The 25,174-nt window shown below is 65.3% G+C and carries 26 protein-coding genes and 3 pseudogenes; 12 read left to right on the top strand and 17 right to left on the bottom strand.

The window, feature by feature from the left end; translation table 11 throughout:
- Window positions 1-67 precede the first annotated feature (67 nt).
- The 9 genes and pseudogenes from repC to ACOHWE_RS16740 all read left to right on the top strand — a co-directional run bounded on the left by repC (window position 68) and on the right by ACOHWE_RS16740 (window position 5,187).
- The gene (gene repC, locus ACOHWE_RS16780) at window positions 68-1,303 is read left to right on the top strand and encodes a plasmid replication protein RepC (protein WP_420667871.1); all 1,236 of its coding nucleotides are present in this window, start codon (window positions 68-70) and stop codon (window positions 1,301-1,303) included.
- Between the two features lie 380 nt (window positions 1,304-1,683).
- Complete coding sequence (locus ACOHWE_RS16775; protein WP_420667870.1) at window positions 1,684-2,010, top strand: TRAP transporter large permease subunit; 327 nt, start codon at window positions 1,684-1,686, stop codon at window positions 2,008-2,010.
- 139 nt (window positions 2,011-2,149) lie between these two features.
- On the top strand, window positions 2,150-2,635 hold the full coding sequence (locus tag ACOHWE_RS16770; protein ID WP_420667869.1) for a Gfo/Idh/MocA family protein: 486 nt from the start codon (window positions 2,150-2,152) through the stop codon (window positions 2,633-2,635).
- Window positions 2,636-2,638: 3 nt separating this feature from the next.
- Window positions 2,639-3,151 carry a Gfo/Idh/MocA family protein gene (locus tag ACOHWE_RS16765; protein ID WP_420667915.1) on the top strand — a complete coding sequence of 171 codons (513 nt, stop codon included), beginning with the start codon at window positions 2,639-2,641 and terminating at the stop codon, window positions 3,149-3,151.
- 4 nt (window positions 3,152-3,155) lie between these two features.
- Window positions 3,156-3,308 carry a hypothetical protein gene (locus ACOHWE_RS16760; protein ID WP_420667868.1) on the top strand — a complete coding sequence of 51 codons (153 nt, stop codon included), beginning with the start codon at window positions 3,156-3,158 and terminating at the stop codon, window positions 3,306-3,308.
- Window positions 3,309-3,310: 2 nt separating this feature from the next.
- Complete coding sequence (locus ACOHWE_RS16755; protein WP_420667867.1) at window positions 3,311-3,448, top strand: hypothetical protein; 138 nt, start codon at window positions 3,311-3,313, stop codon at window positions 3,446-3,448.
- Between the two features lie 3 nt (window positions 3,449-3,451).
- Window positions 3,452-3,801: pseudogene (locus tag ACOHWE_RS16750) on the top strand (DUF993 family protein); the annotation flags it as partial.
- Window positions 3,802-3,823: 22 nt separating this feature from the next.
- Window positions 3,824-4,180, top strand: coding sequence for a DUF993 family protein (locus tag ACOHWE_RS16745; protein ID WP_420667914.1), 357 nt, complete (start codon window positions 3,824-3,826; stop codon window positions 4,178-4,180).
- 8 nt (window positions 4,181-4,188) lie between these two features.
- Window positions 4,189-5,187, top strand: coding sequence for a LacI family DNA-binding transcriptional regulator (locus ACOHWE_RS16740; protein WP_420667913.1), 999 nt, complete (start codon window positions 4,189-4,191; stop codon window positions 5,185-5,187).
- A 525-nt stretch (window positions 5,188-5,712) separates the two neighbouring features.
- On the opposite strand, the gene aroQ is transcribed toward ACOHWE_RS16740, so the two are convergent.
- From aroQ to ACOHWE_RS16680, 12 genes and pseudogenes are all read right to left on the bottom strand, one after another.
- Window positions 5,713-6,162, bottom strand: a complete 450-nt coding sequence (gene aroQ / locus ACOHWE_RS16735) for a type II 3-dehydroquinate dehydratase (protein ID WP_420667866.1) — start codon at window positions 6,160-6,162, stop codon at window positions 5,713-5,715.
- A complete protein-coding gene (locus ACOHWE_RS16730; protein WP_420667865.1) occupies window positions 6,159-7,223 on the bottom strand; it encodes a 3-carboxy-cis,cis-muconate cycloisomerase in 1,065 nt (354 codons plus the stop codon). Before ACOHWE_RS16730 ends, aroQ begins: the two co-directional genes overlap by 4 nt.
- Window positions 7,220-7,999, bottom strand: a complete 780-nt coding sequence (gene pcaD, locus ACOHWE_RS16725; RefSeq protein ID WP_420667864.1) for a 3-oxoadipate enol-lactonase — start codon at window positions 7,997-7,999, stop codon at window positions 7,220-7,222. Before pcaD ends, ACOHWE_RS16730 begins: the two co-directional genes overlap by 4 nt.
- Window positions 7,999-8,481, bottom strand: coding sequence for a 3-keto-5-aminohexanoate cleavage protein (locus ACOHWE_RS16720; protein ID WP_420667863.1), 483 nt, complete (start codon window positions 8,479-8,481; stop codon window positions 7,999-8,001). Before ACOHWE_RS16720 ends, pcaD begins: the two co-directional genes overlap by 1 nt.
- Window positions 8,482-8,491: 10 nt before the next feature.
- Complete coding sequence (pcaG, locus tag ACOHWE_RS16715; protein WP_420667862.1) at window positions 8,492-9,091, bottom strand: protocatechuate 3,4-dioxygenase subunit alpha; 600 nt, start codon at window positions 9,089-9,091, stop codon at window positions 8,492-8,494.
- 2 nt (window positions 9,092-9,093) lie between these two features.
- A complete protein-coding gene (gene pcaH, locus ACOHWE_RS16710; protein WP_420667861.1) occupies window positions 9,094-9,816 on the bottom strand; it encodes a protocatechuate 3,4-dioxygenase subunit beta in 723 nt (240 codons plus the stop codon).
- Window positions 9,813-10,200, bottom strand: a pseudogene (gene pcaC, locus ACOHWE_RS16705) (4-carboxymuconolactone decarboxylase). Before pcaC ends, pcaH begins: the two are co-directional and overlap by 4 nt.
- A complete protein-coding gene (locus tag ACOHWE_RS16700; RefSeq protein ID WP_420667860.1) occupies window positions 10,197-12,089 on the bottom strand; it encodes a bifunctional sugar phosphate isomerase/epimerase/4-hydroxyphenylpyruvate dioxygenase family protein in 1,893 nt (630 codons plus the stop codon). The pseudogene pcaC and the gene ACOHWE_RS16700 overlap by 4 nt, the downstream one beginning before the upstream one ends.
- Window positions 12,086-12,937, bottom strand: a complete 852-nt coding sequence (locus tag ACOHWE_RS16695; RefSeq protein WP_420667859.1) for a shikimate dehydrogenase family protein — start codon at window positions 12,935-12,937, stop codon at window positions 12,086-12,088. Before ACOHWE_RS16695 ends, ACOHWE_RS16700 begins: the two co-directional genes overlap by 4 nt.
- Window positions 12,934-14,445: a tripartite tricarboxylate transporter permease gene (locus ACOHWE_RS16690; protein WP_420667858.1), complete on the bottom strand. Its 1,512-nt coding sequence runs from the start codon at window positions 14,443-14,445 to the stop codon at window positions 12,934-12,936. The genes ACOHWE_RS16695 and ACOHWE_RS16690 overlap by 4 nt, the downstream gene beginning before the upstream one ends.
- Before the next feature lies 1 nt (window position 14,446).
- The gene (locus ACOHWE_RS16685; protein ID WP_420667857.1) at window positions 14,447-14,962 is read right to left on the bottom strand and encodes a tripartite tricarboxylate transporter TctB family protein; all 516 of its coding nucleotides are present in this window, start codon (window positions 14,960-14,962) and stop codon (window positions 14,447-14,449) included.
- Window positions 14,963-15,106: 144 nt separating this feature from the next.
- Window positions 15,107-16,099 (bottom strand): Bug family tripartite tricarboxylate transporter substrate binding protein, encoded by a 993-nt coding sequence (locus ACOHWE_RS16680; protein WP_420667856.1) that lies wholly within the window; start codon window positions 16,097-16,099, stop codon window positions 15,107-15,109.
- Window positions 16,100-16,260: 161 nt separating this feature from the next.
- Here ACOHWE_RS16680 and ACOHWE_RS16675 point away from each other — a divergent pair, with 161 nt between their 5' ends.
- Together ACOHWE_RS16675 and ACOHWE_RS16670 are read left to right on the top strand one after the other, a co-directional pair.
- Window positions 16,261-16,950, top strand: coding sequence for a TetR/AcrR family transcriptional regulator (locus ACOHWE_RS16675; RefSeq protein ID WP_420667855.1), 690 nt, complete (start codon window positions 16,261-16,263; stop codon window positions 16,948-16,950).
- Between the two features lie 6 nt (window positions 16,951-16,956).
- Window positions 16,957-17,895: an AEC family transporter gene (locus tag ACOHWE_RS16670; protein WP_420667854.1), complete on the top strand. Its 939-nt coding sequence runs from the start codon at window positions 16,957-16,959 to the stop codon at window positions 17,893-17,895.
- A gap of 97 nt (window positions 17,896-17,992) precedes the next feature.
- On the opposite strand, the pseudogene ACOHWE_RS16665 reads toward ACOHWE_RS16670, so the two are convergent.
- From ACOHWE_RS16665 to ACOHWE_RS16645, 5 genes and pseudogenes are all read right to left on the bottom strand, one after another.
- Window positions 17,993-19,315, bottom strand: a pseudogene (locus ACOHWE_RS16665) (GH1 family beta-glucosidase); the annotation flags it as partial.
- Window positions 19,316-19,392: 77 nt separating this feature from the next.
- A complete protein-coding gene (locus tag ACOHWE_RS16660; RefSeq protein ID WP_420667853.1) occupies window positions 19,393-20,481 on the bottom strand; it encodes an ABC transporter ATP-binding protein in 1,089 nt (362 codons plus the stop codon).
- A gap of 5 nt (window positions 20,482-20,486) precedes the next feature.
- On the bottom strand, window positions 20,487-21,368 hold the full coding sequence (locus ACOHWE_RS16655) for a carbohydrate ABC transporter permease (protein ID WP_420667852.1): 882 nt from the start codon (window positions 21,366-21,368) through the stop codon (window positions 20,487-20,489).
- Window positions 21,369-21,381: 13 nt separating this feature from the next.
- The gene (locus tag ACOHWE_RS16650) at window positions 21,382-22,308 is read right to left on the bottom strand and encodes a carbohydrate ABC transporter permease (RefSeq protein ID WP_420667851.1); all 927 of its coding nucleotides are present in this window, start codon (window positions 22,306-22,308) and stop codon (window positions 21,382-21,384) included.
- 129 nt (window positions 22,309-22,437) lie between these two features.
- A complete protein-coding gene (locus ACOHWE_RS16645) occupies window positions 22,438-23,676 on the bottom strand; it encodes an ABC transporter substrate-binding protein (protein WP_420667850.1) in 1,239 nt (412 codons plus the stop codon).
- A gap of 54 nt (window positions 23,677-23,730) precedes the next feature.
- Here ACOHWE_RS16645 and ACOHWE_RS16640 point away from each other — a divergent pair, with 54 nt between their 5' ends.
- Window positions 23,731-24,882: a LacI family transcriptional regulator gene (locus ACOHWE_RS16640; RefSeq protein ID WP_420667849.1), complete on the top strand. Its 1,152-nt coding sequence runs from the start codon at window positions 23,731-23,733 to the stop codon at window positions 24,880-24,882.
- Window positions 24,883-25,174 lie beyond the last annotated feature (292 nt).

Raw genomic sequence — 25,174 nt, 5'->3', positions numbered from 1 at the left:
GGAGCCTCCATCCGCAAGTCGAAAGCGATTCGCGGGCCGCTCTTTTTTTGTCTTTCGTGAAGATGACATGGGATACATGCCCCTCACGCCTTTCGGGCGAACGGTGGATGCTGCCTTGCTGCACCAGCAGGCCGCCGCCGAACACTCCGCTATGGCCAGCGCCGTCAGCAAATGGGACGCGCTGAGCGAACTGGCTGCCGCGCGCAAGACCTACGGCCTCAGCGACCGCGATCTCTCGGTGCTGCAAGCGCTGATCAGCTTTTTTCCCCGCAAGGAGATCGGCCCGCAGCCCGGTAGCCCGGTGGTGCATCCCTCCAACAAGGCAATCTGCGAGCGGCTGAACGGCATGCCCTGCTCCACCATGCGCCGCCACATGGCCAAGCTGGTTGAGGCAGGTATCCTGATCCGCCGCGACAGCCCCAACGGCAAACGCTACGTGCGCCGCAGCCAGGGCGAACGCACGGCCTATGGCTTCGACCTCTCCCCTCTCGCCCGGCGTTTTGCCGAGTTCTCCGCCGCAGCCAGCGCGCAGCGTGCCGAGGCCGCCCGCATCCGGGAGCTGCGGGAAACCGTCAGCCTGATGCGCCGCGATGTCCTGAACCTCGCCCTCTGCGGTGCCGCGGAACGCCCCGATCTTGCGGTCTGGGACCAGTACCGCGATCTCGCCGAGCTCACCGCCCGCAGCCTCCGCCGCAAGCTCACTCTCGCCGATCTGGAGCAGACCGAGGCACATCTTGCCGCTGCGCTGGCAGAAGTAGAGACCCTGCTCGCACCGCAACAAACAGAAGATCCGGGCACCAATGGCGCTCAAATTGAGCACCACTATCAGAATTCAAAGAAAGACTCTTTTGAATCTGAACAGGTTGTTCAGCCTTCGAACGCTGGCGTCATGGAAGAAAAAGACCCAAGCGATTATGCTGAGAAATCCAGAAGCAAAATGCCACAGAACCACGAAACGTCTTCCCCCAGATCTGACGGAGCAAACCTGCCGCTCCGCCTGATCGTATCCGCCTGCCGGGAAATCGGCACCTACACAAATGGTGCGATCCGTCACTGGCAGGACCTCATGCAGGCCGCCGAGACCGTCCGGCCGATGATGGGCATTTCTGCAAGCGTGTGGGAAGAAGCCAGGTCCAGCCTCGGGGCCACAGACGCTGCGGTGGTGATCGCGGCAATGCTGGAACGCTTCGGAGAAATCCGCTCCCCGGGCGGTTATCTCCGGCATCTCAGCGCCAAGGCGAGGTCCGGGCAGTTTTCCATCGGGCCGATGGTCATGGCGCTCGCCCGCCAGGCTGCGGCCTGAGTGTTCACAGCTGTGAACTTGCCAGCGCCCTCCGCCGCCTGCCTGCTTTTTAGAGCGTATCAATAAGCGGTGGCTGGAGAGCAAATTCGAACCGTATGCTTCGCGGTCAGACGGCAGAACCCGGCAGTTCACAGCTGTGAACGTTTTCGGAAGACACACAGGCCATCTCATCAACCCAACCTCCCGGGCACCCGATTCAGCCCGCCGCAATTTGCCGCCCAGCTTATCCAAAAGGTCGAGCTGCAGCGTGTCGCAGAAATCGCCATAGGCTGCCACGGCTGACGCTGGTCTTCTACCAGCCAGCCTCCCGCTACATACCGGAAATCCCGCCCTTGATGCCGGCTGATGAGATCGACCGCGGCCCACTTGTCTGACTGGTGATGACCGGTAGCAACTGGGGTGCCTTCGAGGAGTTGCATTTCCGGCTAAGCCTGAGCTGCGGCTGGCGGAAATCTTGCTGGCCCAGCGGATCTGCAATTCGCTGGGCAGTTTCATGTTGCCGACGGTGCCCTCTTCCTGCTCGCGCGGGCGTCACAGAGCGGGTGATCCGTTATGCCGATGCCCGCGTCGGCCAAAACCGAGGTTGCATCGCGCAGGTGAACGTCTTTGTCACCATGCTGTTCGCGGGGAGGGCGGGCTCGTCGACCGAGGACACCGCCGGCCTCTATGCTCGGCCCCGCACCTATATTTTATTCTCCCTAACATAACGCTGGTGAGCCGAAGCCGTCGCTGTTCTGCCAGGGCTCTGCGGCTGCTTGCCTAGCTGCTAACCAGCAAAAGCTTTCCGGCCTGGATAACCCTAAGGCGGCTCAGCATGTGGAACGTTCCAATTTGTGGGGACGAGCCATGCACTGGGGATTGATCGGCGCGAGCACCATTGCTGCGGAGCATATGACCGGCGCGATCCGTCCCCAGGATGGCCATGAGGTAAAATCCGTGCTCAGCTCGAACGCGGAGCGTGGCGCGGCCTTCGCAAGGGAGCACGGGATCGCCGGTTCCACCACCTCGCTCCACGAGATGCTGGCGGACAGGGGCGTCGGCACCGTCTGCATTTCAACCACTGTCGAAAAGCATCTGCCGCAAGCAATGGCGGCGATTGCGGAGGGCAAGCACGTGATATGCGACAAGCCACTGGCGATGAGCGCTGCGGACGCGGCCTCGATAGTGGGTGCCGCGCAGGAAGCGGGCGTTGTGCTCGCCACCAACCACCACCTGCGCATTGCGGGCTCGTATCTGGAAATGAAGAAGCTGATCCAGGGCGGTGAACTCGGCGAGGTGCTGAGCGTCCGCAACTTTCACGCCGTCCTGCTGCCAGAGCACCTCCGCGGCTAGCGGCTGAACGATCCGGCGGCCGGCGGCGGGGTGATCCCTGACATCGTGGTGCATGATGCCGACACCGTCCGCTTCCACTTTGAGGAGGACCCGCAAGAGGTGATGGCGCTGGAATCCCACGGCAGCCTGCCGCAGGGCGCGGAGGACGGCGCCATGCCGGTCTGGCGGATGCCCTCCGGCGTGCAGGTGATGACGCATGAAAGCTTCACCCACCCGTATTCTCCCTCCGGTTTCGAAGTGCATGGCTCCAAGGGGAGCCTGATCTCCCGCAACGTGATGACCCAGCGGGCGCGGGGTGAGATTACCCTGATCATCGCATCCGGCTCCCGCGAGGTCATCTTCGAGACCCACGGTCTCTGCGACCGCGCGCTGGGGCTATTTGCCGATACGCTGAACGGCAAAGGCGCGCCTTCCGCCACCGCGGTGGACGGGGTGAAGTCGCTCGCCGTTGCCGAGGCGGTGAAGAAGGCAGCGGTCCGCGGCCGCGCCGTCACAGTCGACTACCACGGGGTGTAAGGCGATGAGCAAGGTTGTCCCTTCCGCGGAGGCGGCGGCCCGCATCGAAGACGGGCAGGTCGTGACCGTCTCGTCCTCCTCGGGCCTGGGCTGCCCGAACCTGATGCTGAAGGCGCTGGGAGAACGCTTTGACGCCACTGGCCATCCGCGGGGCTGACCATGCTGCATCCTATCGCGGCCGGCGACATGTACGGCATCAAGGGCATCGGCCACATCGTCAACGGCGGATTGCTGAGGGGCATTCTCGCGGGCAGCTACCCCTCCGGACCGGCCTCGCTAGAAATGCCGGAGGTTTGAAATATGGTCACCGGGAACCACGCAGCGGTCTTTAACATGCCCTCGGGCATCCTGTTTGACATGCACCGCGACGTGGCCGCGCGCCGCCCGCACGAGCTGTCCAAGGTCCCGCAGGCCTTCGGCCCGGTGATCCTGCATTGGCCCGGCGGCATATTCGACCCGGCGCTGACCGGCTACGGGGGGCGGATCTCGACGCGGCAGCGGACAGCGTGCTGCCGATGCTCGAAACCCATGCGGCCAAGATCGACGGCATCAAGGTCCCGCTGCTGGAGCAAAGCCGCGAGGAGGCCTTCCGGGCGCGCCTGCCCGAGGGCTTGCGGCTTTATACCGGAGACGATTTCAACTACGCCCCGCTGATCGAGGGCGACGGCAGCCATTACTCGCACGCGCTGCTGGCATCAATGCCGCCATTGCACCCGCCGCCGCGCAGGCGCTGGACGCGCTGGCGAAGGCGACAGCGCCACCTTCCACGCCCTGCTGGAGCCGGCCGTGCCGCTCGCGCGCGGGATCTTCAAGGCGCCGACGCAGTTCTGCAAGGCGGGCATCGCCTTCCTCGCCTGGCTCAACGGATGGCAGAGCCACTTCATCATGCCTGCAGGCTTCCAGTCCGCGCGGGAGATCACTCACTACGCCGAGGTCTTCCGCGTCGCCGGCCGCGCCGGGCAGCTTTGCGACCCGGAGCTGGCGAGGACCCGCATGCGGCAGTTGCTTCAGCTTCACGGTATTGGATAAGAAGCCGCATGTCTAAACGGCCAACCATCATCGATGTCGCAAAGCTGGCGGGGGTTTCCAAATCCACGGTCTCGCTGGTGTTGCAGAACAGTCCATCGGTCAAGGCGCAGACGCGCCGCAAGGTGCAGGACGCGATGCAGGTGGCGGGCTATGTCTACAACCGCGGCGCCGCCAACCTGCGCGGCGCCAATGCCGGGCTGGTTGGCCTGGTGATCAATAACCTGCGCAACCCGTTCTATACCGAGCTGGGCGTAAGCGCGCAGATGGCGCTGTCGGCGCGCGGCTACGCGGCGGTGATGGGCAACTCGAACGAGGACCCGGCGCTGCAGGCTGATCTGATCGGCTCGATGCTGGAGCACGGGGTCGACGCCCTGCTGATTGCGCCGTGCTATGGCGGCGACGGGGCCGACCTGAAGGCGGTGCTGACGTCGGGCATCCCCGCGATGCAGGTGCTGCGCCGATCGGAGACCGAGGGCGAGGGCTTTCCGTTCTGCTCGATGGATTACCACGGCGGCAGCCGTCAGGCGGGCAATCACCTGGTGTCCGCGGGCGCCCGTGAGATTGCCTTTGTCGGCGGCCTGCCGGATACCGCGATTGCGGTGGAGCGGCGCAGCGGCCTGGCCGAGGTTGCCGAAGAGCACGGCCTGCCGCTGCATCTTTTCCCCGGAGAGGCCAGCCGCCGCTTTGGGTTCGAGACCGCCCGCAGGATCGCCCGCGAATATCCGCAGATCGACGCAGCGGTCGCCTTTAACGACCTCGTGGCGATCGGCATGACCGCGGGTTTTGCGGAGACCGGCGTGAAGCTCGGCCGCGACTTCCGCCTGATCGGTTTTGACGACATCGAGGAGGCCCGGCAGAGCTTCCCGGGGCTTTCGACCGTGCGCTGCGACGTCAATGCCTTCGGACAGTGGACGGCGGGGCTGCTCTTGGACTGGCTCGAAAACGGCACCCATCCCGGCACGCCCGAGCCGATGCCGGTTGAACTGATCCTGCGGTCAACCGCTTAGACAGGATGTTCTCCATAACAGACGGCAAGCCGCTCCTCAGGGGGCTGTTCGAGGCTGCCGTCAGGGCCGCCGATCCGCTCCACACCGTCCCGAGGGCTTTGCCGCCCCGCCGGGGAGGCCGGGCTGGAAGCAACCCAGAGGATGCTGGCCCTGATCGAAGGACTGGGTGAGGACGGTTTCGCGCTGGCGCTGATCTCCGGCGGCGTCGCGCTGCCGGACGCATTGACAGCCGACGGCCAGTCCAGCGCGGTCCTGCGCCTGGAAGACCCCAGTCTCGGCAAGGTCACCAGCCGGCTCATCTCCGCGCCGGCGCAATCGCCTGCCGCGGCGGCCTGGGAGGCGGAGGGCCTCGGCTGGAGCGTGCAGATCCTTGGCGACGTGATCGAAGGCGAGGCGCGCGAAATTGGCGCCGGACACGCCCGGCCGGCCTTGGACATGCAACGGCATGCGCACCGCCCATGGCGGCGGTATCTCAGTTGGGCAAAAGGGGTTTGGAAATGCGGCCGGCCGTGCTGCTGCAGGGTCTCAAGCTTGCGGTCTGATTTGAAGCGCGATGGCGCGGACCGCAGCGGCGTAGCCTTCCACCCCGAGGCCTGCGATCACCCCGGTGGCCACGCCGGAAACATAGGAGTGGTGCCGGAAGGCCTCCCGCCGGTGGACGTTGGAGATGTGGACTTCCATAATGGCAAAATCGCATGCCGCCAGCGCGTCCCGGATGGCAACGGACGTGTGCGTGCAGGCGGCCGGGTTGATCACGATCCCGGAGGCTTCGGTGCGGGCTTCATGGATGAGATCGACCAGCGCGCCTTCGTGGTTGCTCTGGTGGAAGCGGATGTCCAGCCCGGCCCTTTGACCGGTCGTGGTGCAGAGGCGCTTCACGTCCTCCAGGGTGTCGCAGCCATAGATCTCCGGCTGGCGCGTGCCGAGAAGGTTGAGGTTCGGGCCGTTGAGGACATAGACGACGGGTCGGGTCATGAGGGGGCTTTCGCTCCGATACGGGAAATGCTTGCGCAAATGCCTGCGGCGGCTGACAGGCTGCGGGCCGTGGCCTGGGCCATCTGCGGCAGGATCATCCATTCCAGATTCCAGGCCGCGCCGGAGCGTTCCTGTTCATGCACCAGCGCCTGGTGCATGCCTGCGATCTGGGTGGCATTGAAGCGGGCCAGTGAGACCAGAAGCTCTGCCAGCACCGGGTTCTGCTTGTGCGGCATGGCAGAGGATCCGCCGCCGGTCTCAAGCGCGATTTCCTCTACGCCCTGCTGCGCCATCAGGCAGATGTCCTGGCCCATCTTGCCAAGGGTTCCGGTGATCAGCGACAGGAGACCGGCATATTCGGCCACGCCGTCGCGCGCCGCATGCCAGGCCCTCGGCGGATTGCCGAGACCCAGGTTCCGGGCCATGCCAGCCGCGATCGCCTCTGCATGCGGGGCCATGGCGGCGCGGTCGCCCGCCGCGCCTCCCAGCTGCAGCAGCTCCACCCGCGGGCGCAATTCGCCAAGCCGCCGCAAGTGGTTGTCCAGCGGGCCGGACCATGCGTTCAATCTGTCCGCGGCGGTGATGGGCAGCGCCGCCTGCATGCGGGTCCGGCCCATCATCGGAACTGCGCCAAAGCGGCGGGAGAGCTCAGACAGCGCGCCGGAAAGCTGCCCGATGCGAGCCTGCAGAAATATGCTGAACTCCTGCATGGTGAGAGCAGCAGCGGTGTCGATCACGTCCTGCGAAGTGGCGCCGCTATGGATCGCTGCGGCATCGCCGGGCAGGGCGTGCCGCAGTTGGGCAACAAGCGCGGGCACCGGCAGGCCATCCCTTGCCGTGCCTGCGCGCAGTTCCTCAAAGTCCGGGCGGAAGGCGAGGATCGCGGCGGCCACGCGCTCTGCCTGTGCCTCGGGGATCTTGCCCGCCGCCCCAAGCGCGCGCGTGTAGGCGGCTTCGAAGCCCAGCATGTGCGCCAGCTGGCGTTCAGGCGACCATATGGCCGCGGCTTCAGCGCCGGCGAACAGTCCGCCGAGCCAGGGGTGGCCGAAAACGCCGGTCATGCGAGCTGCCTGTAGAGTTGCCGTAGCTCCTGCGCGACGGTGTCCGGCGCCTCGATGCAGGGCAGGTGGCCGCACCCCTCGATTAGCCGGTACCCGGCGCCGGGAATGATCCGTGCCAGCGCTTCCACCACCTCGGGCGGGGTTGCCTGATCCTCCGACCCGGCTATGCAGAGCGCGGGCAAGGTCAGATTGGCGGAGCTATGTGAAAAATCGCTGTCGCGGATGGCACCGCAGACGGCGGCGTAGCCCCTGGGCGGGGTGCGGGTGAGCATGTTGCGGTAGCCGGCCAGCGCTGCGGGTTCCCGGGCGCGGAAACCGGCCGAGAACCAGCGTTCGAGAATGCCTTCGGCAATCGCCGCAATGCCGTGGTCCAGCACCGCATTGATCCGCGCGTTCCAGCTTTCGGCATCGCCGATCTTCGCGCCGGTGTTGCACAGGACAAGCCCGGCCGCCAAATCGGGGCGCTGCGCCGCAAGCGCCTGCGCGATCATCCCGCCCACCGAGACACCGCAGATCAGACCGCCGCTGAGCCCAAGGCGGACCATCAGCGCAGCGGCATCCCGGGCCAGCAGCGCAATGCTGGCCGGGCCTTCATCGCTCAGCCCGTGGCCGCGTTTGTCCATGCAGAGAACCGGCGAAGGCAGCTCCAAGCGGCTGATGACGCCGTCCCAGATGCGGAAATCGGTGCCCAGGGAATTCAGGAACACCACCGGCCTGCCGGTTCCGGGGATCAGCCGGTAGTGCAGCGCTGTGCCGTCCAGAGTGACAAAAGGCATTACTGGACCTCTGCCTGTACGGCAGGCTCTCCCAGCTGCAGGATCTCCCGGGCCTGCCGCCAGGTGGCCACCGGGCGTTCGTATTTCCCGCACAGCTCAACGGCGCGTCTCACCAGGGCTGCTTTGGAAGGGGCAAGGCTGTGCCGGTCCAGCCGCACGTTGTCTTCGAGCCCGGTGCGCGTGTGGCCGCCCTTGGCGATCGACCATTCATTGATGGTCAGCTGCACCGCGCCGATGCCCGCGGCGCACCATTGCGCGTCCGGGGCCAGCCGTTTGAGGGTTTCGATGTAGAAATCGAAGATCGGCTCGTCCGCGGGCATCGCGTTTTTGACGCCCATGACGAACTGCACGTAAAGCCCTGCCTCGAAGGCCTCCTGCGTGCTTTCGATCTGTTCTGCGACGGTAATCGGCACCGCGGGATTGTTTTCCTTGGCCGGCAGGGACCCGGTGATGGCAACGCAGATGATGCATGGGTTGGACATATCGGGATACTCAGACGTCCAGGAACACGGTTTCGCTATCGCCCTGGAGGCGGATATCGAAATGGTAGGTGCGGCCTTCTGCCCGGGCGATCAGGGTGTCGCGGCGGTGCGCCTGCTCGATCAGGTTCAGGACCGGGTCGGCACCGTTGGCCTCCGGTTCGTCACCGAAGTACATCCGGGTGTTGAGCCCGGTGTTGATGCCGCGCGCGACCAGCCAGAGGTTCAGGTGCGGGGCCATCATCTGCCGGTTGCGGCCCGCGACGGCGCCGGGCTTGATGGTGTCGAACGAAAAGGTGCCGGTTTCGAAATCGGGCACCACGCGGCCCCAGCCGCGAAAGCCGTCCGCCACGCTGCCCTGACCGGGATAGACCCCGTCGGCATCCGCCTGCCAGACTTCGATCAGCACATCCTTGACCGGGGCGCCGGTGCCGTCGGTGACCATGCCGGTCACGGTGATCCGGGTGCCTTCGGCGCTGGGGCCGGCAATGTCGCGGCCCAGCTCCTGACGGTAGATGCTGAAGCCCGCGTCGCCGGGCGCCAGGCCGATATGGACATACGGCCCGGCGGTCTGAGAGGGGGTTTCCTGCAGGTAGTCGGATTGCTGGACCATGCTCAGTTCCCCTCGGGCCGGTTTTCGAAATAGGTGGAGCGGCGCCCGCGCAGCACAATGTCGAACTTGTAGGCAAGGCAGTCGAGCGGCACCGCCGCGTTCATGTCCAGCGGCGCGATGAGCTGATTGACCGCCCGCTGGTCTGGGATCGTGCGGACGATCGGGCATTTGGCGATCAGCGGATCGCCCTCGAAATACATCTGCGTGATCAGGCGCTGCGCGAAGGCGGTGCCGAAGACGGAGACATGAATATGCGCGGGCCGCCAATTGTTGCCCCAGTTGCGCCAGGGATAGGCGCCGGGTTTCACGGTGCGGAAAGCGTAATAGCCGTTCTCATCCGTCAGCGTGCGCCCGCAGCCGCCGAAATTGGGATCGACCGGCGCCAGGTAGCTGTCCTTCTTGTGCCGGTAGCGCCCGCCGGCATTGGCCTGCCAGATCTCCACCAGCGTGTGCGGGACCGGCCGGGCGTTTTCGTCCAGAACCCGTCCATGGACGATGATCCGCTCGCCGACGGGATCGCCGGTTGCCGCGTAGTTCCGGATCAGGTCGCTGTCGATCGGATCGATGTCACTGTGCCCGAAGGCCGGACCGGTCAGCTCGCTCGCCGAACCCTGCAGTGACAGGATCGCATTGCGCGGCGAGCGCGAGATGCTGGTTTTGTAGTTCGGCGTCAGGGCAGGGGGGTGCCGCTCGCGGTCCCGCGGGTAGAGTTCACCGGCTGTCATGTCTTGTCCTCTTGCTGTGCCATTTCGGAAAAAGCCTGCTTGGCCAGCGTGATCGCGTGGCTGGCGGCAGGGACGCCTGCATAGATCACGACGTGCTGGAACACTTCGATCACGTCCTGCCTGCTGGCGCCGGTATTGGCGGTCGCGCGGATGTGCATGGGGATTTCCTCGAAGTTCTTCGCCGCGGCCGGCAGCGCCAGCGTGATCATCGAGCTCTCGCGCCTGGTGATTGCCTCCGAGGCCCAGACGGTCCCCAGGCGGCTTCGGTTATCAGGGCCTGAAAGGCGCTGTCGAACGCGGTCCTGGCGGCTTCGGCGCGGTTGACGCGGGCATCGCCCAGCACCGAACGCGCATGGCCATTCCTGTGTCGTATTTTGGGGTCATTGCTTGGGCATTCCTTTCGGGCGGAACAGGCGCTTCTGGGCTGCGATCCGGAACGGCGCATTGGGCGCGCCGTAGCCGCCGTAGCCGCCGCGGCGCTCCACGATCTCGAAGAATATGCCGCCGGCAAACGGCCGCGAGTAAAACTGGAAGAACTGCCCGCCGGCATCTTCGTCATAGAGGATGTGGCCCGCCTTCAGGCGGTTGAGCATGTCCGGGGCCAGGTCGAACCTTGCGGCCAGATCGGCGTAGTAGTTCTCCGGCATCTGCAGCGGGTCGAAGCCGCGCGCGGCGAGAGCATCCGCGGTTGCGAAGATGTCGCTGGCGGCCAGCGCGATGTGCTGGACGGAGGCCCCGAAACTGTCGGCCAGGAAGCTGCCGGCCAGCGTGCGGTGGGTCTCTGCGCCGTTCAGGGTGATGCGGAGCGCGCCGTCCCCGGTGGCCAGCGCCTGGCTGCGCACCAGACCGTCGGGGTCGATCACATCGACCATCGGCGCTTTCTGCATCTGGAAGAGGGAGGTGTAGAACAGCGACCAGCTGAGCATCTCGTCATAGCTCATTGTCTGGGCCAGGTGGTCAACCTGCGTCAGCCCCGCGCCCGAGGTGGCGTTTTCGGTCTCTTCCGGGGTGAACTCGACCGACCAGACATCGTTCAGCCCGCTGGCCTCGTCGATGAAATGCAGGACGCTTCCGCTCAGCCCGCGGATCGCCGGAATGTCCAGCTCTCCCGGGCCGGTCGGCTGGGAAAAGGGCTGGGCGCCAAGACTGGTGGCGCGGGCAACCGTATCGGCTGCGCTGCCGACGGCCAGGCCGATATCGCAGACCGAGGTTCCGTGCATGATGTAGGCGCTGTTGGCGTAGCCGGAGGTCTCCCGGTTCACTACGATCCGGATATCGCCTTGCGACCAGAGCGTGAGCTTCTTTGCGATATGGCTGCCGGAATGCGCAAAGCCCAGGCTGTGCAGCAGGGCCTCCAGAGCATCGGCTTCCCCGCCGCGGGTGGCGAACTCGATAAAGGACACGCCATTCACATCAATGCGCGGCGGCATCTGCGGAATGCTGATCTGCGAACCCGGCTCCTGCCGGGTCACGTCATCCATCAGCGCGATCAGCGAGCGGTACCCGTCCTTGGCGATCGTGCGCGGGCTGCCGCCGCGGAACTGGTCGTTGAATATTTCCAGCGAGACCGGCCCGGCATAGCCCGTGGCCGCCACCGCCTTCGTGAAATCGCAGACCGGCAGGTCGCCTTCGCCCGGCATGTTGCGGAAATGGCGCGACCAGTAGAGCAGGTCCATGCCGATCTGCGGTGCATCGGCAAGCTGGACAAAGAAGATCTTGTCGCCCGGTATGCGGCGGATCGTGTCGGGATCGATCCCGCGGGACAGGGTGTGGAAACTGTCGAGGATCACGCCAACATTTTCATGGTCCGCGCGGCGCACGATTTCCCAGGCATCGCGGTGATCGTTGACATGGCGGCCCCAAGCCAGCGCCTCGTAGCCCACCCGCAATCCGCGTTTGGCGGCACGCTCGCCTAGTTCGTGAAAGTCCGCGGCAGCGCGGTCGATGCCGCCAAGCGAGGCGGAATGCACGGTTGAACAGATCAGCATCAGGCCGGTGCCCAGCTCCTGCATCAGGTCAAATTTGCGCTCAGCCCGGTCAAAGGCCTTGGCGCGGAGCTGATCGGGCAGCCCCTCGAAATCGCGGAACGGCTGGAACAGGGTGATCTCCAGCCCCTTGTCGCGGATCATCCGGCCCACGTCGCGGGCGCTGCCGTCGTGGGTGATGAAGTCCTGCTCGAAAATCTCGATCCCGTCGAAGCCCGCTTCGGCGATGGCCTCGAGCTTCTCGGGCAGGCTGCCCGAGACCGACACGGTTGCGATTGACGTTTTCATGCTTCCTCTCCGCTGATCGCCTGGCGCAGGGCGCCGGCGTCGATGGGTTCGCCGGTGAAGATCCCCCAGGCATCGACCCCTTGGCCGAAGAACAGCTCGTAGCCCGAGATGACGGTCAGGCCCTGCGCCGCGGCGTCATGCAGGAACTGGGTGTCAACCGGGGTGTAGACCGCATCGAAGGCCCAGACTGCGCCCTCCATGGCGCCGGCGGGCAGCGGCGTGCCCTCCAGACCGGCCATGCCCAACGGGGTGCAGTTGATGAGCCCATCGGCGCCTGCGGCGGCCTCGGCCGCGCCGGTGTACACTTCCACCTTCGTTTTGCTGCCCGCGGCGGTGAGCGCGTCGCGCAGCGCTTCTGCCTTTTCCCTGTTCAGGTCGACGCATCTGATCACCGCTGCCCCGAGGCCGATCAGACCGAAGGCCACTGCCTTGCCCACGCCGCCCGTGCCGATCAGGCAGACCGTGCCCGGTTCGGCGCTGCCGCGCACCAGGCGGTAGGCGCTCATGAAACCGGTGTAATCGGTATTGAAGCCCTGCGGCCCGGCGGCGTCGAAGACCACCGTGTTCACTGCGCCGATGGCCCGCACCAGCGGGTCGGCAACACTCACCCGGCCCGACACGGTTTCCTTGTAAGGGTAGGTGACGTTGATGCCGCGGTAGCCGCTGCGGCGGGCCCGGTCGAAGACCTCGCCGAAGCTCAGCCCCAGGTCCTTGGGGATCAAGCGGTCATAGGTGACATCCAGCCCGGTCAGCCGGCCGGCCTCCCGGTGCAGGCGGGGCGATTTCGACCGGGTGATATTGTCGCCGATCAGACCGAGCTTGACTTGCCTTGCGTTGGCGGGGCTCATGACGCGGCCTTTCCGAGCAAGCGTTTCTTGGTGGCGGTCCACAGGGGCGTCTGGCTCACGAAGATCAGGATGACGCCGATGAAGAGGGCCAGGGACAGCGGGCTGGTGAGGATGCCTTCAAAGAAGCGGGGCAGGCTTTCCCGTTCGGAGATGATCGCACGCCGCCAGTTGTCGTCGAGCAGCCGGGACAGAATGACCCCGAGGATCACCGGGCCGAGCGGGTAGCTGTACTGCTTCATGAAGTACCCCAGCACGCCGAACCCCAGCATCCAGTAGATGTCGGTGACCGAGTTGTTGACCGCATAGGCGCCGACAATCGACAGCAGGAAGATCAGCGGGATCAGCACTGCGCGGGGCATCTCGACGATCTTGGTGAAGACGCGGATCCCGGTCAGGCCGAACAGCAGCATGAAGAAGTTCGCCATCACCAGCGCGCCGACGATGAACCAGAACATGTCGGGCTTGTCGATCATCAGCATCGGGCCGGGGTTGAGCCCGTGGATGAACAGGGCGCCGATCATGATTGCAGTGACGGCATCGCCAGGAATGCCCAGCGTCATCATCGGGATGAAGGCGCCGCCCACGGCCGAGTTGTTGGCGGTTTCGGGCGCGACCAGCCCTTCCATTGCGCCTTCACCGAAGGGGGTTTCGGGGTTCTTGGTGACCCGTTTGGCGTGGTCATAGGCCATCAGAGCCGCAATATCGCCGCCGGTGCCGGGCAGGGCGCCGATGATGACGCCGATGCCGGAGGTCTGCAGCGACAGCGGCAGGTACTTGCGGACCACGCTCCAGGAGGGGACGATCTTGCCCACTTTCTGCTTCACCGCGGCGCTGTCGATATGGTGCAGCTGCATCAGCGCCTCGGAGACGCCGAACATGCCGATCATCACGGCGATGAAGGAAATGCCGCTCTTCAGAACCGGCACCCCGAAGGTGAAACGCTCGGTGAAGGTCAGCGGGTCCATGCCGACCGCGCCAAGCCCGATGCCGAAGGCGCCGGCAAAGATGCCCTTGACCAGGCTGCCGCCGGACAGGGAGCCGACCAGCAGGATGCCGAGGATCGCCAGCAGCATGTAGTCGCGCGGCTGGAAGGACAGCGCGAAGTCAGACACGAAGGGCGCCGCCACGGCCAGCACCAGAATGCCGATCAGCCCGCCGAAGAAGGACATCACGGTGGTGACGCCGATCGCCACGCCGGCCTCGCCCTTCCGGGCCATCGGATAGCCGTCCATAGCGGTCGCGATGGCCGAGGGGGCGCCGGGGATGTTAAGCAGGATGGCAGTGCGCGAGCCGCCGTAGACACCGCCCATAAAGATGCCGATCATCAGCGAGATGGCCGGGTAGACATCCCAGGAAAAGGTGAAGGAGATCAGGATCGACACCGCCATTGTCACCGACAGGCCGGGGATCGCGCCGACATAGATGCCGGCCAGGGTGCCGCAGCCCACAAGCAGCAGCAGCTCCGGCTGGGTCCAGACGGTGAGGAAGTGCATCAGGGTTTCGAACATGTCAGTTGCTCCCCGCGGTCAGGTTCCGGATCCAGGCGAGCAGTTCGCCCTCGGGCACGATCCCGGCGGGCATGAGAACGGTGAAGACGATGCGGAAGATCAGGTAGATCAGCACCAGGCTGAACAGGCTGACACCAACCGCAAAGCCCCAGGACCGCTTGCTGAGGTATTTGATGTTCAGCATCAGGAAGACGGCGGAGGTCGGCAGGAACCCGACCGGCTGCAGCGCGAAGGCATAGGCAATCAGCAAGAGGCCGACGACCACGATCCTTGCGGGCAGGATTTGCCGGGCAAAGCTGCCGCTGCGGCCGGGGTCCGACCGGGCGGTACGGACCAGGACAATCCCCGCCGAGATGGCCATTGCCAGGGTTGCCGCCATCGGGATGGCGCCGGGGGCGCTGAGCGCCTGGAAGCCGGAAATGCCGTAGGCGTCGTAGAGCAGAAACAGGCTGGCGAGGGTGAGGAAAGCGGCAAAGGCCAGTTCTCCGGGCTTTCGTTTGGCGGGGTGTTGCATCATGACCTCCGTGTTCAGACGCAGGGATCCGCGCCCGGGGGTTAGGATGGCGCCGGCCTGCTTCTGAGGCAAAGCCGGTGCGCGCACTGCTCGGATAGGAAGCAAAAGGGGGTCAGGGGCCGGGCGCCGCGGCCCCTGACGGGCGGCTTACGGCCGCTCGATGCCGAAGTCTTCGGGCGAGTTCTTGGTCAGGCCCGCATCGTGCATCAGCCAGGCGGTGTTGCGCTGCCACTTGCCGAGGAACTCCTCGGCCTCTGCGCCGGAGATGTTCATCATGGTGAAGCCGCGCCCATCCATCAGGTTCACGAAGTCCGGCTGCTGCGCGGCCTCTGCGAAGGCGCCCTGCAGCTTGGCGACCACCTCATCCGGGGTGCCGTTGGGCGCGAACACCCCGAAGAACGGTCCCCAGGGGAGAAATTTCTCGAACTCCGGGTTGGTCGAGGTCACCGTGGCAACCTCCGGCAGCGCCTCGCTCGGCTGGGTATCAAACAGCGCGATCGGCTTCATGGTGCCTGCGCGGATGCCCTCCACCGCGGCGCCCAGGACTGCAGGCATCACGTCGATGGCGCCGCCCTGCAGCGCGGTCAGCGCGGGGCCGTCACCGTCGTAAGGCACGAAGATGACGGGCAGTGCGGTTTCCGATGTCATCATTGCCGTCACCACCGAGGGCACGCCGCCCGGGCCGGTGGAGCCGAACCGCACCGCGTCGGGGTTGGCGCCGATGTATTCCATCATCTCGGGGAAGGTGTTGAACGGCGCGTCGGGATGGGCCACCAGGATCGGCGTGCCGCGGGCCAGCAGGCTGACCGGAATGAAGTCGCTGTAGTCCTTGTCGCCAAAGCCCATCACCTTGTAGAGCATCGGGTTTTCCGCGCCCATCAGCAGCGTGTAGCCGTCCGCCGCGGTGCCTGCGACATGGTTCAGGGCAATCGCCCCGACGCCGCCGGTCATGTTCTGCATGACAACGGAGCCGCCCAGAATTTCTTCGGCGTGGGGCGTCACGGCGCGCATGACCGTATCGGTCGACCCTCCTGCACCCCATTGGATGATGCCTTGGATTTCCTTTTCCGGATATTCCGCAAGTGCAGTGGCAGCGCTGAGGCCAAGGGCCACGGCAGCGCCGATGAGTACGCGAGACATTTCGTTCCTCCCTTATGTCAAGCCACCGGCGAATCGCAGGCTGCCCCGCCGGTCACCCCTCTAAAATGTACTATGCGGTTAATTTGTCAACGGGAATGTACCAAGCGTTTAATTTCATGCTATCACGGGGGCAGAATCGGAAAGTTCAGAGACCCGGACCAATGGCAGAGACGACGAAGAAACCGGCCAAACCCCGCAAGTCGCGCTGGAAGCAGGACCCGGACGCGGTCAAGGCCGATATCCTGAGGGCCGCCACCGAGGAGTTCGCGGCGCACGGGCTGGCGGGCGGGCGGATCGACGAAATTGCCCGGAAAACCGAGGCCTCCAAGCGGATGATCTACTACTATTTCGGCGACAAGGAGGGGCTTTACCAAAGCGTTCTGGAGAACGTCTATCTGACGCTTCGCGAAAACGAGGACGCGCTGGAAGTCGAGACCCTGGAGCCGGTGGCCGCCCTCAAACGGCTGGTCGAGGCAACCTTCGACGCCCACGCCGCCACACCGCAGTTCATCCGCCTGGTGATGATCGAGAATATCCACAACGCCGCCTATTTGCGGAAATCGGAGATCATCCCCCGCCTCAACCGGTCGATCATCGACAAGCTGGATGACGTCTGCCGCCGCGGCCGGGCCGCCGGACTTTTCCGCGAGGGCGCCGATCCGCTCGAGCTGCACTGGCTGATCAGTTCCTCCAGCTATTACAACGTCTCGAACCGGGCGACCTTCTCGACGTCTTTCGGGGAGAGCCTTTATACCGCGGAAGGCCAGGCCCGGCTGCGCCAGCGCCTTGTCGACATGGTGCTGGGGCTGGTTGTCATCGGCCATGAACCACGGACGCTGGCGGCAGAATAGACGCGGATGTTCGAGATTTTTTCCGTCACCGTTCCTGTCTATCTCATCATCCTGTTCGGATATGGCGCGGTGCGCACAGGCTATGTGGGCCAGGATACGGTTGGCGCGCTCAGCGGTTTTACGATCCGGATCAGCCTGCCGGCCCTGATCTTCAGCGCGATAGCCCTGCCGGAGACCGGCGGGGCACTGAACTGGGTGCTGATCGCAGGGTACATGGCCGCCTCGCTCGCGGCGCTGTTCATCGGCTACGGCGTGATGCGCCTGCCTTTCCGGCAGGACCGGGGCGCCTCGTGGATCCACGGGCTCGCCATTGCGAATTCCAACAGCGGTTTCATTGGATTTTCCATTGCGTCGCTGGTTTTCCCCGAGACGGCGCTGAATGTCCTGGCCTGGATCATGATTGTCGAGAATGTGGTGATCATTCCCTTTGCGATTGTTGCAGCAGAAAGTTCCGCCGGCGCGGCGGCCAGCTGGCGCACCGCGGCGGGCAAGGCAGTCCGCAGCTTTCTTCGCAACCCGCTGGTGGCGGCGGTGGCGCTGGCCCTGGCGCTGAAGCTCACGGACACAACGCTGCCCGGAGGACTCGCGCAAACTGTAAAGATGGTTGCTTCGGCCGCGCCGGTAGTCGCCCTGTTTGTTGTCGGCGGTATCATCGCCCAGTTCAGCATCAGCCCGATGTGGCGGCGCACGGCCGCGATTGTCCTTGGCAAGCTGGTTCTGCACCCCGCTCTGGTGTTCGTGGTGCTGAGTTTTCTATTGGGCGCCGCCGACCCCTTTGTGCTGACGGCTATGCTGATTGCGTCGGTGCCGATGCTGTCGATCTATCCCGTACTCGGCGCAGCTTACGGGGTGGAACAGGTCTGTGCGACGGCTCTTGTAATCTCTACCGCCGCATCCTTTCTCACGGTCAGCGCGTTGATATGGGGGATGGAAAAGTTTGTTTAGCGGGGCGCCGCCGGCACGGCCTGACTCCGGCCGCATCCTATAAGCTGAAGTCCAAGTATGGCGGCATGGAGGTGCCGGAGGCGCGGCAGCGCGGCGGGGCAAGCGCCGCCTGAAACGCCCTGTAGGATGTCTTCGGCGTGCGCTGCTGCGTGCTGTAGTCGACATGGACGAGGCCGAAACGTTTGCCATAGCCGAAGGACCACTCGTAGTTGTCAAGCAGCGACCAGGCGAAATAGCCCTTTACCGGCACGCCTTCTGCGATCAGACCGAGCACCACCTGCAGATGATCCTCGAAATACCTGAGCCGCACCGGGTCGTCGCAGATGCCGTCTGCGATGTGGTCGTCGCCGGCCATACCGTTCTCGGTCACAAACAGCGGCAGGTTGCCGGTGTAGTCGCGCGCCACCCGGGCCAGCAGCGTCCCCAATCCTTCGGGGTAGATTTCCCAGCCCATGCCGGTCTTGGGCAGCGGGCCTTCCACCGCCTCGCAATGCGGCCAGGGCGTGGCGGGCGCGGCGGCGATCAGCCCGCGGCTGTAGTAGTTGATGCCAAGCCAGTCGACCGGGGCCGAGATCGCTTCCATGTCGGCCTCGTAGCCTTCGGGCATATGCGGCGCCAGCGCGTCGAGGATGTCCTGCGGGTAGGCGCCCTTGAACAGCGCGTCGAGGAACCAGCGGTTGCCGATGCCGTCGGCAGTGCGGGCCGCCGCGGCGTCCGCAGGCGCGCCGGTCGCGGGCTGGTTGTCGGAGAGGTTCAGCACGATCCCGAGATTGGGCTGGCCCATTTCGCGCATTACCGCGAGCGAACGCCCATGCGCGAGCATGACGTGGTGCATGGCCCGTGCCGCGGCGCGGATGTCGCGCAGGCCGGGGGCCTGGGCGCCGATGAAGTGCGAAAGCCAGGCCACGCACCACGGCTCGTTGATCGTCGCCACCGCCGCGACCCGGTCTCCGATCCGTTCGATCACCGCGCGGGTGAAGGCGGCAAAGAGTTCCGGCGTCTCACGGTTGGTCCAGCCGCCCACGTCGGCCAGCGCCGACGGCAGGTCCCAGTGATAAAGCGTCAGGTAGGGTTTCAGCCCGCGTGCGAGGATCGCATCGACCAGCCGGCCGTAGAAGGCGAGGCCCTCGGGGTTCACGGTACGCCCGTCCGGCATCACCCGCGCCCAGGAAACCGAGAAGCGGTAGACGTCGAAGCCCGCCGCCTGCACCAGGTCGAGGTCCTCCTCGAAGCGGTGGTAGTGATCGCAGGCAACCGCGCCGTCATCGCCGTTGGCCACATTGCCCGGCGTCGCAGCGTAGGTGTCCCAGTGCGAGGTGCCGGCGCCGCCGAAACTGTGGCCCTCGATCTGGTAGGCGGCGGTGGCGGCGCCGAACAGGAAGCCGGCGGGGAAATCGCCGCGGGTAAAGGAAAAGGTCATCAGCTGTCCTTGAATCAGTTGCTAAAGTCCCGCGCAGGGGCAGGGTGTCTGGAAGGGGGCGGCCCCGCCGCCCGGGATCAGATGCGCGCTTCGGTCCCGGCGTCGAACAGCGAGGCGCGGGTCGGCTCGAAGCCAATGGCCAGCGTGTCGCCTGCCCGCACCTTCGCGTAGCCGTCCATGCGGATGCGCAGCGGCTCGCCCGCCAGATCGGCATAGACCAGCGTGTCGGACCCCATCGGCTCGACAAGGTTCACCGAGACCTGCGCCTGCACCGGGGCGCGCTCGGCCAGCTCGCCGGTGACCACGTGCTCGGGCCGGATGCCGATGATGGCGCTGCCCGGCCGCGGCCTGTCCGAGGCAAACTCGTAGCCCTCCATCGGCATACGCAGCCCGCCCTTGGTGAAGGTTCCGCCATCAAAAGTGCCTTCGATGAAGTTCATCGAGGGGCTGCCGATGAAATCGGCGACATATTTGTTCTGCGGGCGGTTGTAGATTTCGTCCGGCGTGCCGAGCTGCATGATCACCCCGCCGCGCATGATCGCGATGCGGTCGGCGAGCGTCATCGCCTCGACCTGATCGTGGGTGACGTAGATCATCGTGTTGCTAAGCTGCTGGTGCAGCCGCTTCAGCTCGACCCTGAGGTCCGCGCGCAGCTTGGCGTCGAGGTTCGACAGCGGCTCGTCGAACAGGAACACGTCTACGTCGCGCACCAGGGCCCGGCCGATCGCCACCCGCTGGCGCTGGCCGCCCGACAGCGCGCCGGGCTTGCGTTTTAAGAGCGGCTCGATTTGCAGGATCTCGGCGGCGCGGGCGACCCGGCGCTTGATCTCGTCCTTGGGCACGCGGGCGTTCTTCAGGCCGAAGGAGAGGTTCCCCTCCACCGTCATCTGCGGATAAAGCGCGTAGGACTGGAACACCATGCCAATGCCGCGTTCCGAGGGCTCCTTCCAGGTGACATTCTGGTCCTGGATGAAGATCTGCCCGTCGGTGACTTCCAGGAGCCCCGCGATGCAGTTCAGCAGCGTGGACTTGCCGCAGCCCGAGGAGCCGAGCAGCACCAGGAACTCGCCCTGCCGGATGTCGAGGTCGAGGTTCCTGAGCACCTGCACCTCTCCGAACTGCAGATCGAGGCCGCGGATGCGGACGGAAGGGGTGTGCATGTTCATGGCGTTCATCCTTTCACCGCGCCGGCCGCGATGCCGCGCACGAAGAGTTTTCCGGAGACGAAGTAGATGGCGAGGGGGACAAGGCCGGTAAGCAGGGTCGCGGCCATGTTGACGTTGTATTCCTTCACCCCCTGCACCGAGTTCACGATGTTGTTGAGCTGCACCGTCATCGGGTAGGTCTCGGGCTTGGTGAAGATCACGCCGAACAGGAAGTCGTTCCAGATGCCGGTGACCTGCAGGATCATCGCCACCACGAAGATCGGCAGCGACATCGGCAGCATGATCCGGAAGTAGATGCCCCAGAACCCGGCGCCGTCGACGCGGGCGGCCTTGAACAGCTCCTCGGGCATGCCGGCGAAGTAGTTGCGGAACAGAAGCGTCAGGATCGGCATGCCGAAGACGGTGTGCACCATGACCAGCCCCCAGATGCTGCCGTAAAGCCCCAGCTCGCGCAGGATGATCACCATCGGGTAGAGCATCACCTGGTAGGGGATGAAGGCGCCAAGCAGCAGGATGGTGAAGAACACCTCGGAGCCCTTGAACTTCCAGTTCGCCAGCGCGTAGCCGTTGACCGAGGCAATCGCCACCGACAGCGCAAGCGAGGGCAGCAGGATCTGCACCGAGTTGCCGAAGCCGCGGCTCAGCCCGTCGCAGTTGATGCCGGTGCAGGCCGCCGACCAGGCCTTGGCCCAGGGTTCGAAGGTGATCTCGACCGGCGGCGCAAAGATGTTGCCGAGGCGGATCTCCGGCATCCCCTTGAGCGAGGTCATCACCATCACCCACAGGGGGAGCAGGTAGTAGACCGAGACAACGATCAGCGTGCCGTAAATGATGATATTGCTGCGCGACAGCGCGCGCTTGGGTTTCGGGCCGCGCGGGCCGTCCATGGGGAGAGCGGTATCAGCCACGTTTCTTTCCTGCAAATTCGAGATAGGCCCAGGGCACCAGCACCACGAGGACCGAAACCAGCATCATGGTCGAGGCGGCAAAGCCCTGCGCGAGGTTCTGGTTCTTGAACATCGAGTCCATGACATAAAGCGCGGGCATCTGGCTGGAGATGCCGGGGCCGCCGGCGGTCTGCGCCACCACCAGGTCGTAGACCTTGATGATGCCCGCCGCGATCAGCACCAGGGCGGTGACGAAGACCGGGCGCATCATCGGGATGATCACCTTCACATAGGTCTTTACCGTGCCGATGCCGTCGACGCGGGCGGCCTTCCAGATGTCCTCGTCGATGCCGCGCAGCCCGGCCAGCATGATCACCATGACCAGACCCGAGCCCTGCCAGATGCCTGCGATCAGGATGCCGAAGATCACCAGGTCCGGGTTGTTGAGCGGGTCGAAGACAAAGCTCTCCCAGCCCATCGCGCGCACCGTCGCCTGGATGCCGAAGTCGGGGTTCAGGATCCACTGCCAGGCAAGCCCGGTGACGATGAAGCTGAGCGCGAAAGGATACAGGAACACGGTGCGGAACGCGCCCTCGAAGCGGATCTTGCGGTCCAGGAGCGCCGCCAGCGTGAAGCCGATCAGCAGGATCAGCACCATCGAGCAGATGCCGTAGACCGCCAGGTTCTCGAGCGACACCAGCCAGCGCCGGGTGCTCCACAGCCGCTCGTACTGGCCCAACCCCTCCCAGTTCAGCCGCGGCAGCAGCTTGGAGCCGGTGAAGGAATAAAGCACTGTCCAGGCCGTGCAGCCAACGAAAACCACCAGCGCGGTCAGCACCATCGGCACCGCGGCGATCTTGGCGGAGAGGTTGCGGAACAGGCGCCGCGGTCTTCGCTCGGCGCGGGCGAGGCTGAGGCCGCCGCTTTCGATGATGGTCATGGGGGATCTCCCGGAAACTGGCGGCGGGCAGGGCGCTGCCGCGGGCCGCTGCGCGCGGCCGAGTCACAAAGGCTTTGGGGACCGCGCGGACCTGCCCTCCGGGGGCGGCCCGCGCGGGCTGGGTCTTGGTCAGTCGGCGCCGGCGATGATCTCGGCGAAGCGGGCCTGGGCTTCTTGCGCGCTCATCGAGTCATCGGCCCAGAACTCGGCCATCAGGTCCTCGACCTGGCCGGTGGTATCGGCGGTCAGCGACATGTCGCCCGAGGGCAGCACGCTGTCCGAACCGCTGGCCAGGATCTCAAGACCCTTCTGCATGCAGGCGTTGGCGGAGGACATGTCGATGTCCCCGCGCACCGGCAGCGAGCCCTTGGCAAGGTTGAAGGCCACCTGCACGCCGGGCGACAGCAGCACCGCCGCCAGCTCCTTCTGCATCGCGGTCACTTCCGGGTCGTCGCTGGCCGGGAAATAGATCGCGTCGCCGCCGGTATCGAGCACCGCGTTGACGCCGAGGCCTGGCAGGCAGGAGTAGTCCTCGCCCGCGACCTTGCCTGCCATGGCGAATTCGCCCTGCGCCCAGTCGCCCATGATCTGGCCGCCGGCCGTGCCGGTGATCACCATGTTGGTGGCCTGGTTCCAGTCCTGCACGTTGGAGCCCTTCGCCATCTCGCGCGCGGCGGCCACCGCCTCGAACGCGGCCTTGTACTCGGGGCCCGCCGCAACCTCGGCATCCTTGCCGATGTTCACGGCCTTCCAGGCGTCGAGCCCGGCCACGGCCAGCGAGATCGTCCCGAAGGCGAGGTTCGACTGCCAGGGCTGCTGGCCGATCGCCAGCGGCTGCTTGCCCGCTTCCGCGAGCGCCGGTGCGGCGGCGGTGAACTCGGTCCAATCCGCGGGCACAGCGACGCCCGCGTCCTCGAAGGCCTTGTGACTCAGCCACAGCCACTGGGCGGAATGGATGTTGAGCGGCGCGCAGTAGATGCGGCCATCGACCGTGCAGGCCTCGAGCAGCGCCGGAGGGTTCACCACATCGGTCCAGCCGTTGGCCTCGGCGACATCGGTGATGTCGAGCATCATCCCCGCCTCGATCAGCTCCTCGGCCTGGCGGCCATGGGTCATCTGGGTCGCGCCCATCGGATCGCCGCCCAGAATGCGGCTGATGATGATCGGCCGCGCGGTGCCGCCCGAGCCGGCAATGGCGCCATCGACCCAGGTATTGCCGGTATCGGCCTCGAATGCCTGGGCCAGCTCCTTCACGGCAGCGGCCTCGCCGCCCGAGGTCCACCAGTGAGTGACCTCAAGCTCCCCTGCCGAAACGGCAGTGGCGCCGCAGGCAGCAGCAAGGGCCAGCAGAGACGGTTTCAACTTCACGATCGCATCCTCCCGATTCTAAATCGTTATAGAATTTCCTATAACGTTTCAGATTTGGCTGGCAAGAAAAACTTTTGCAGGATACAAATGGGGCAAAGGGAGAGCCTGCCGGTGCCCCGAACGGCATTGCCGCCCGCGGTGGTGCGCCGGCAGGAGAACGAGCAGAACAATAAAGGAAGCGACCCGATGGCATCCGGCAAGACAGAGACCCCCGCCCCGGCGCCGCGCCAGAAGCCGACGCTCAAGACCATCTCGCAGATGAGCGGGCTGGCCGTCGCTACCGTCTCGCGCGCCCTGAGCGACGCGCCCGACATCGGTGCGCAGACCAAAGCTCGGGTCCGGCGCATCGCCGCCGAAATCGGCTATGTTCCCAACCGGGCCGGCGTTCGCCTGCGCACCGGGCGCACCAACGTCGTCAGCCTCGTCATGTCGACCGAGCACGAGATGATGAACATGACGGCGCGGCTGATCTCAGCCATCGCCTCGGGGCTGCGCGGCACGCCCTATCATCTGAACATGACGCCGTACTTTCCCGGCGACGATCCGATGAAACCGATCCGCTACATCGTCGAAACCGGATCGGCGGACGCGGTGATCTTCAACCAGGTCGAGCCTGACGACCCCCGTGTCGATTACCTGATGGCCAAGAATTTTCCCTTCGCCACGCACGGGCGGTCGAACCGGGCCTCCGAGCATGCCTATTTCGACTTTGACAACAAGGCCTTCGCGCGGCTCGGCATTGAGGCGCTGAGCGGCAAGGGCCGCCGGCGCGTCCTGCTCATCGCCCCGCCCCGCTCGCAGAGCTACGCGGGCGAGATGATTGCCGGGGCAACCGCCGCCGCGGCCTCCTGCGGCATCGATCTGATCCTGGCCGGCGGCATCACCAGCGACAGCAGCAGCGAAGATGTCAGCCGGCACGTCAGGGAGCTCGTTTCCGCCGATCCGGGCATCGACGGCATCCTGACAGGGTCTCCGAACGCAACGATGGCAGCGATCGGCGCCGTCGAGACGCTTGGCCGCGGGGTTGGTGTGGACATCGACGTGTTCGCAAAAGAAGCGATCCCCTTCCTGAGGATGTTCCGCCCTAAGATAATGGTTATCGAGGAAGACGTCGCAAAGGCCGGCGACTTTCTGGCCCGGGCTGCGATCCACGCGGCGCGAGAACCCGGGATGCCGCCCATGCAGTTTCTGGACGTGCCGAGTTAAGCGCAATGCACATCGATCCTGTCCTGCATCGAATATGGCCTTGCCATGCGCGCAGGTGCTGGCGGCTTCCGCGCTGACATCCGGCATCACCTCGCCAACGAAGAGACCGGCCTGTCCAGCTCAATGCGGGCATTGCTTCCCAGTCTGCTTGATGGCCAAGCGAATATTGAGCGGCGGGCCGCCGGGCTACTTAAGAGATCGAAGCCATTGCGCATAGCAATGATCCGCTTTTCGCTGAACCGGCTTCTTTTCATCGTCTGCCGCCCCTTTTGGAGAGCAGGTCAATTTCGAA

This window comes from Cribrihabitans neustonicus (assembly GCF_048820895.1).
Classification (GTDB): domain Bacteria; phylum Pseudomonadota; class Alphaproteobacteria; order Rhodobacterales; family Rhodobacteraceae; genus Cribrihabitans_A; species Cribrihabitans_A neustonicus.
Note: the sequence above shows the minus strand (reverse complement) of the source record. Positions and strands in the feature narration are given on the sequence as shown.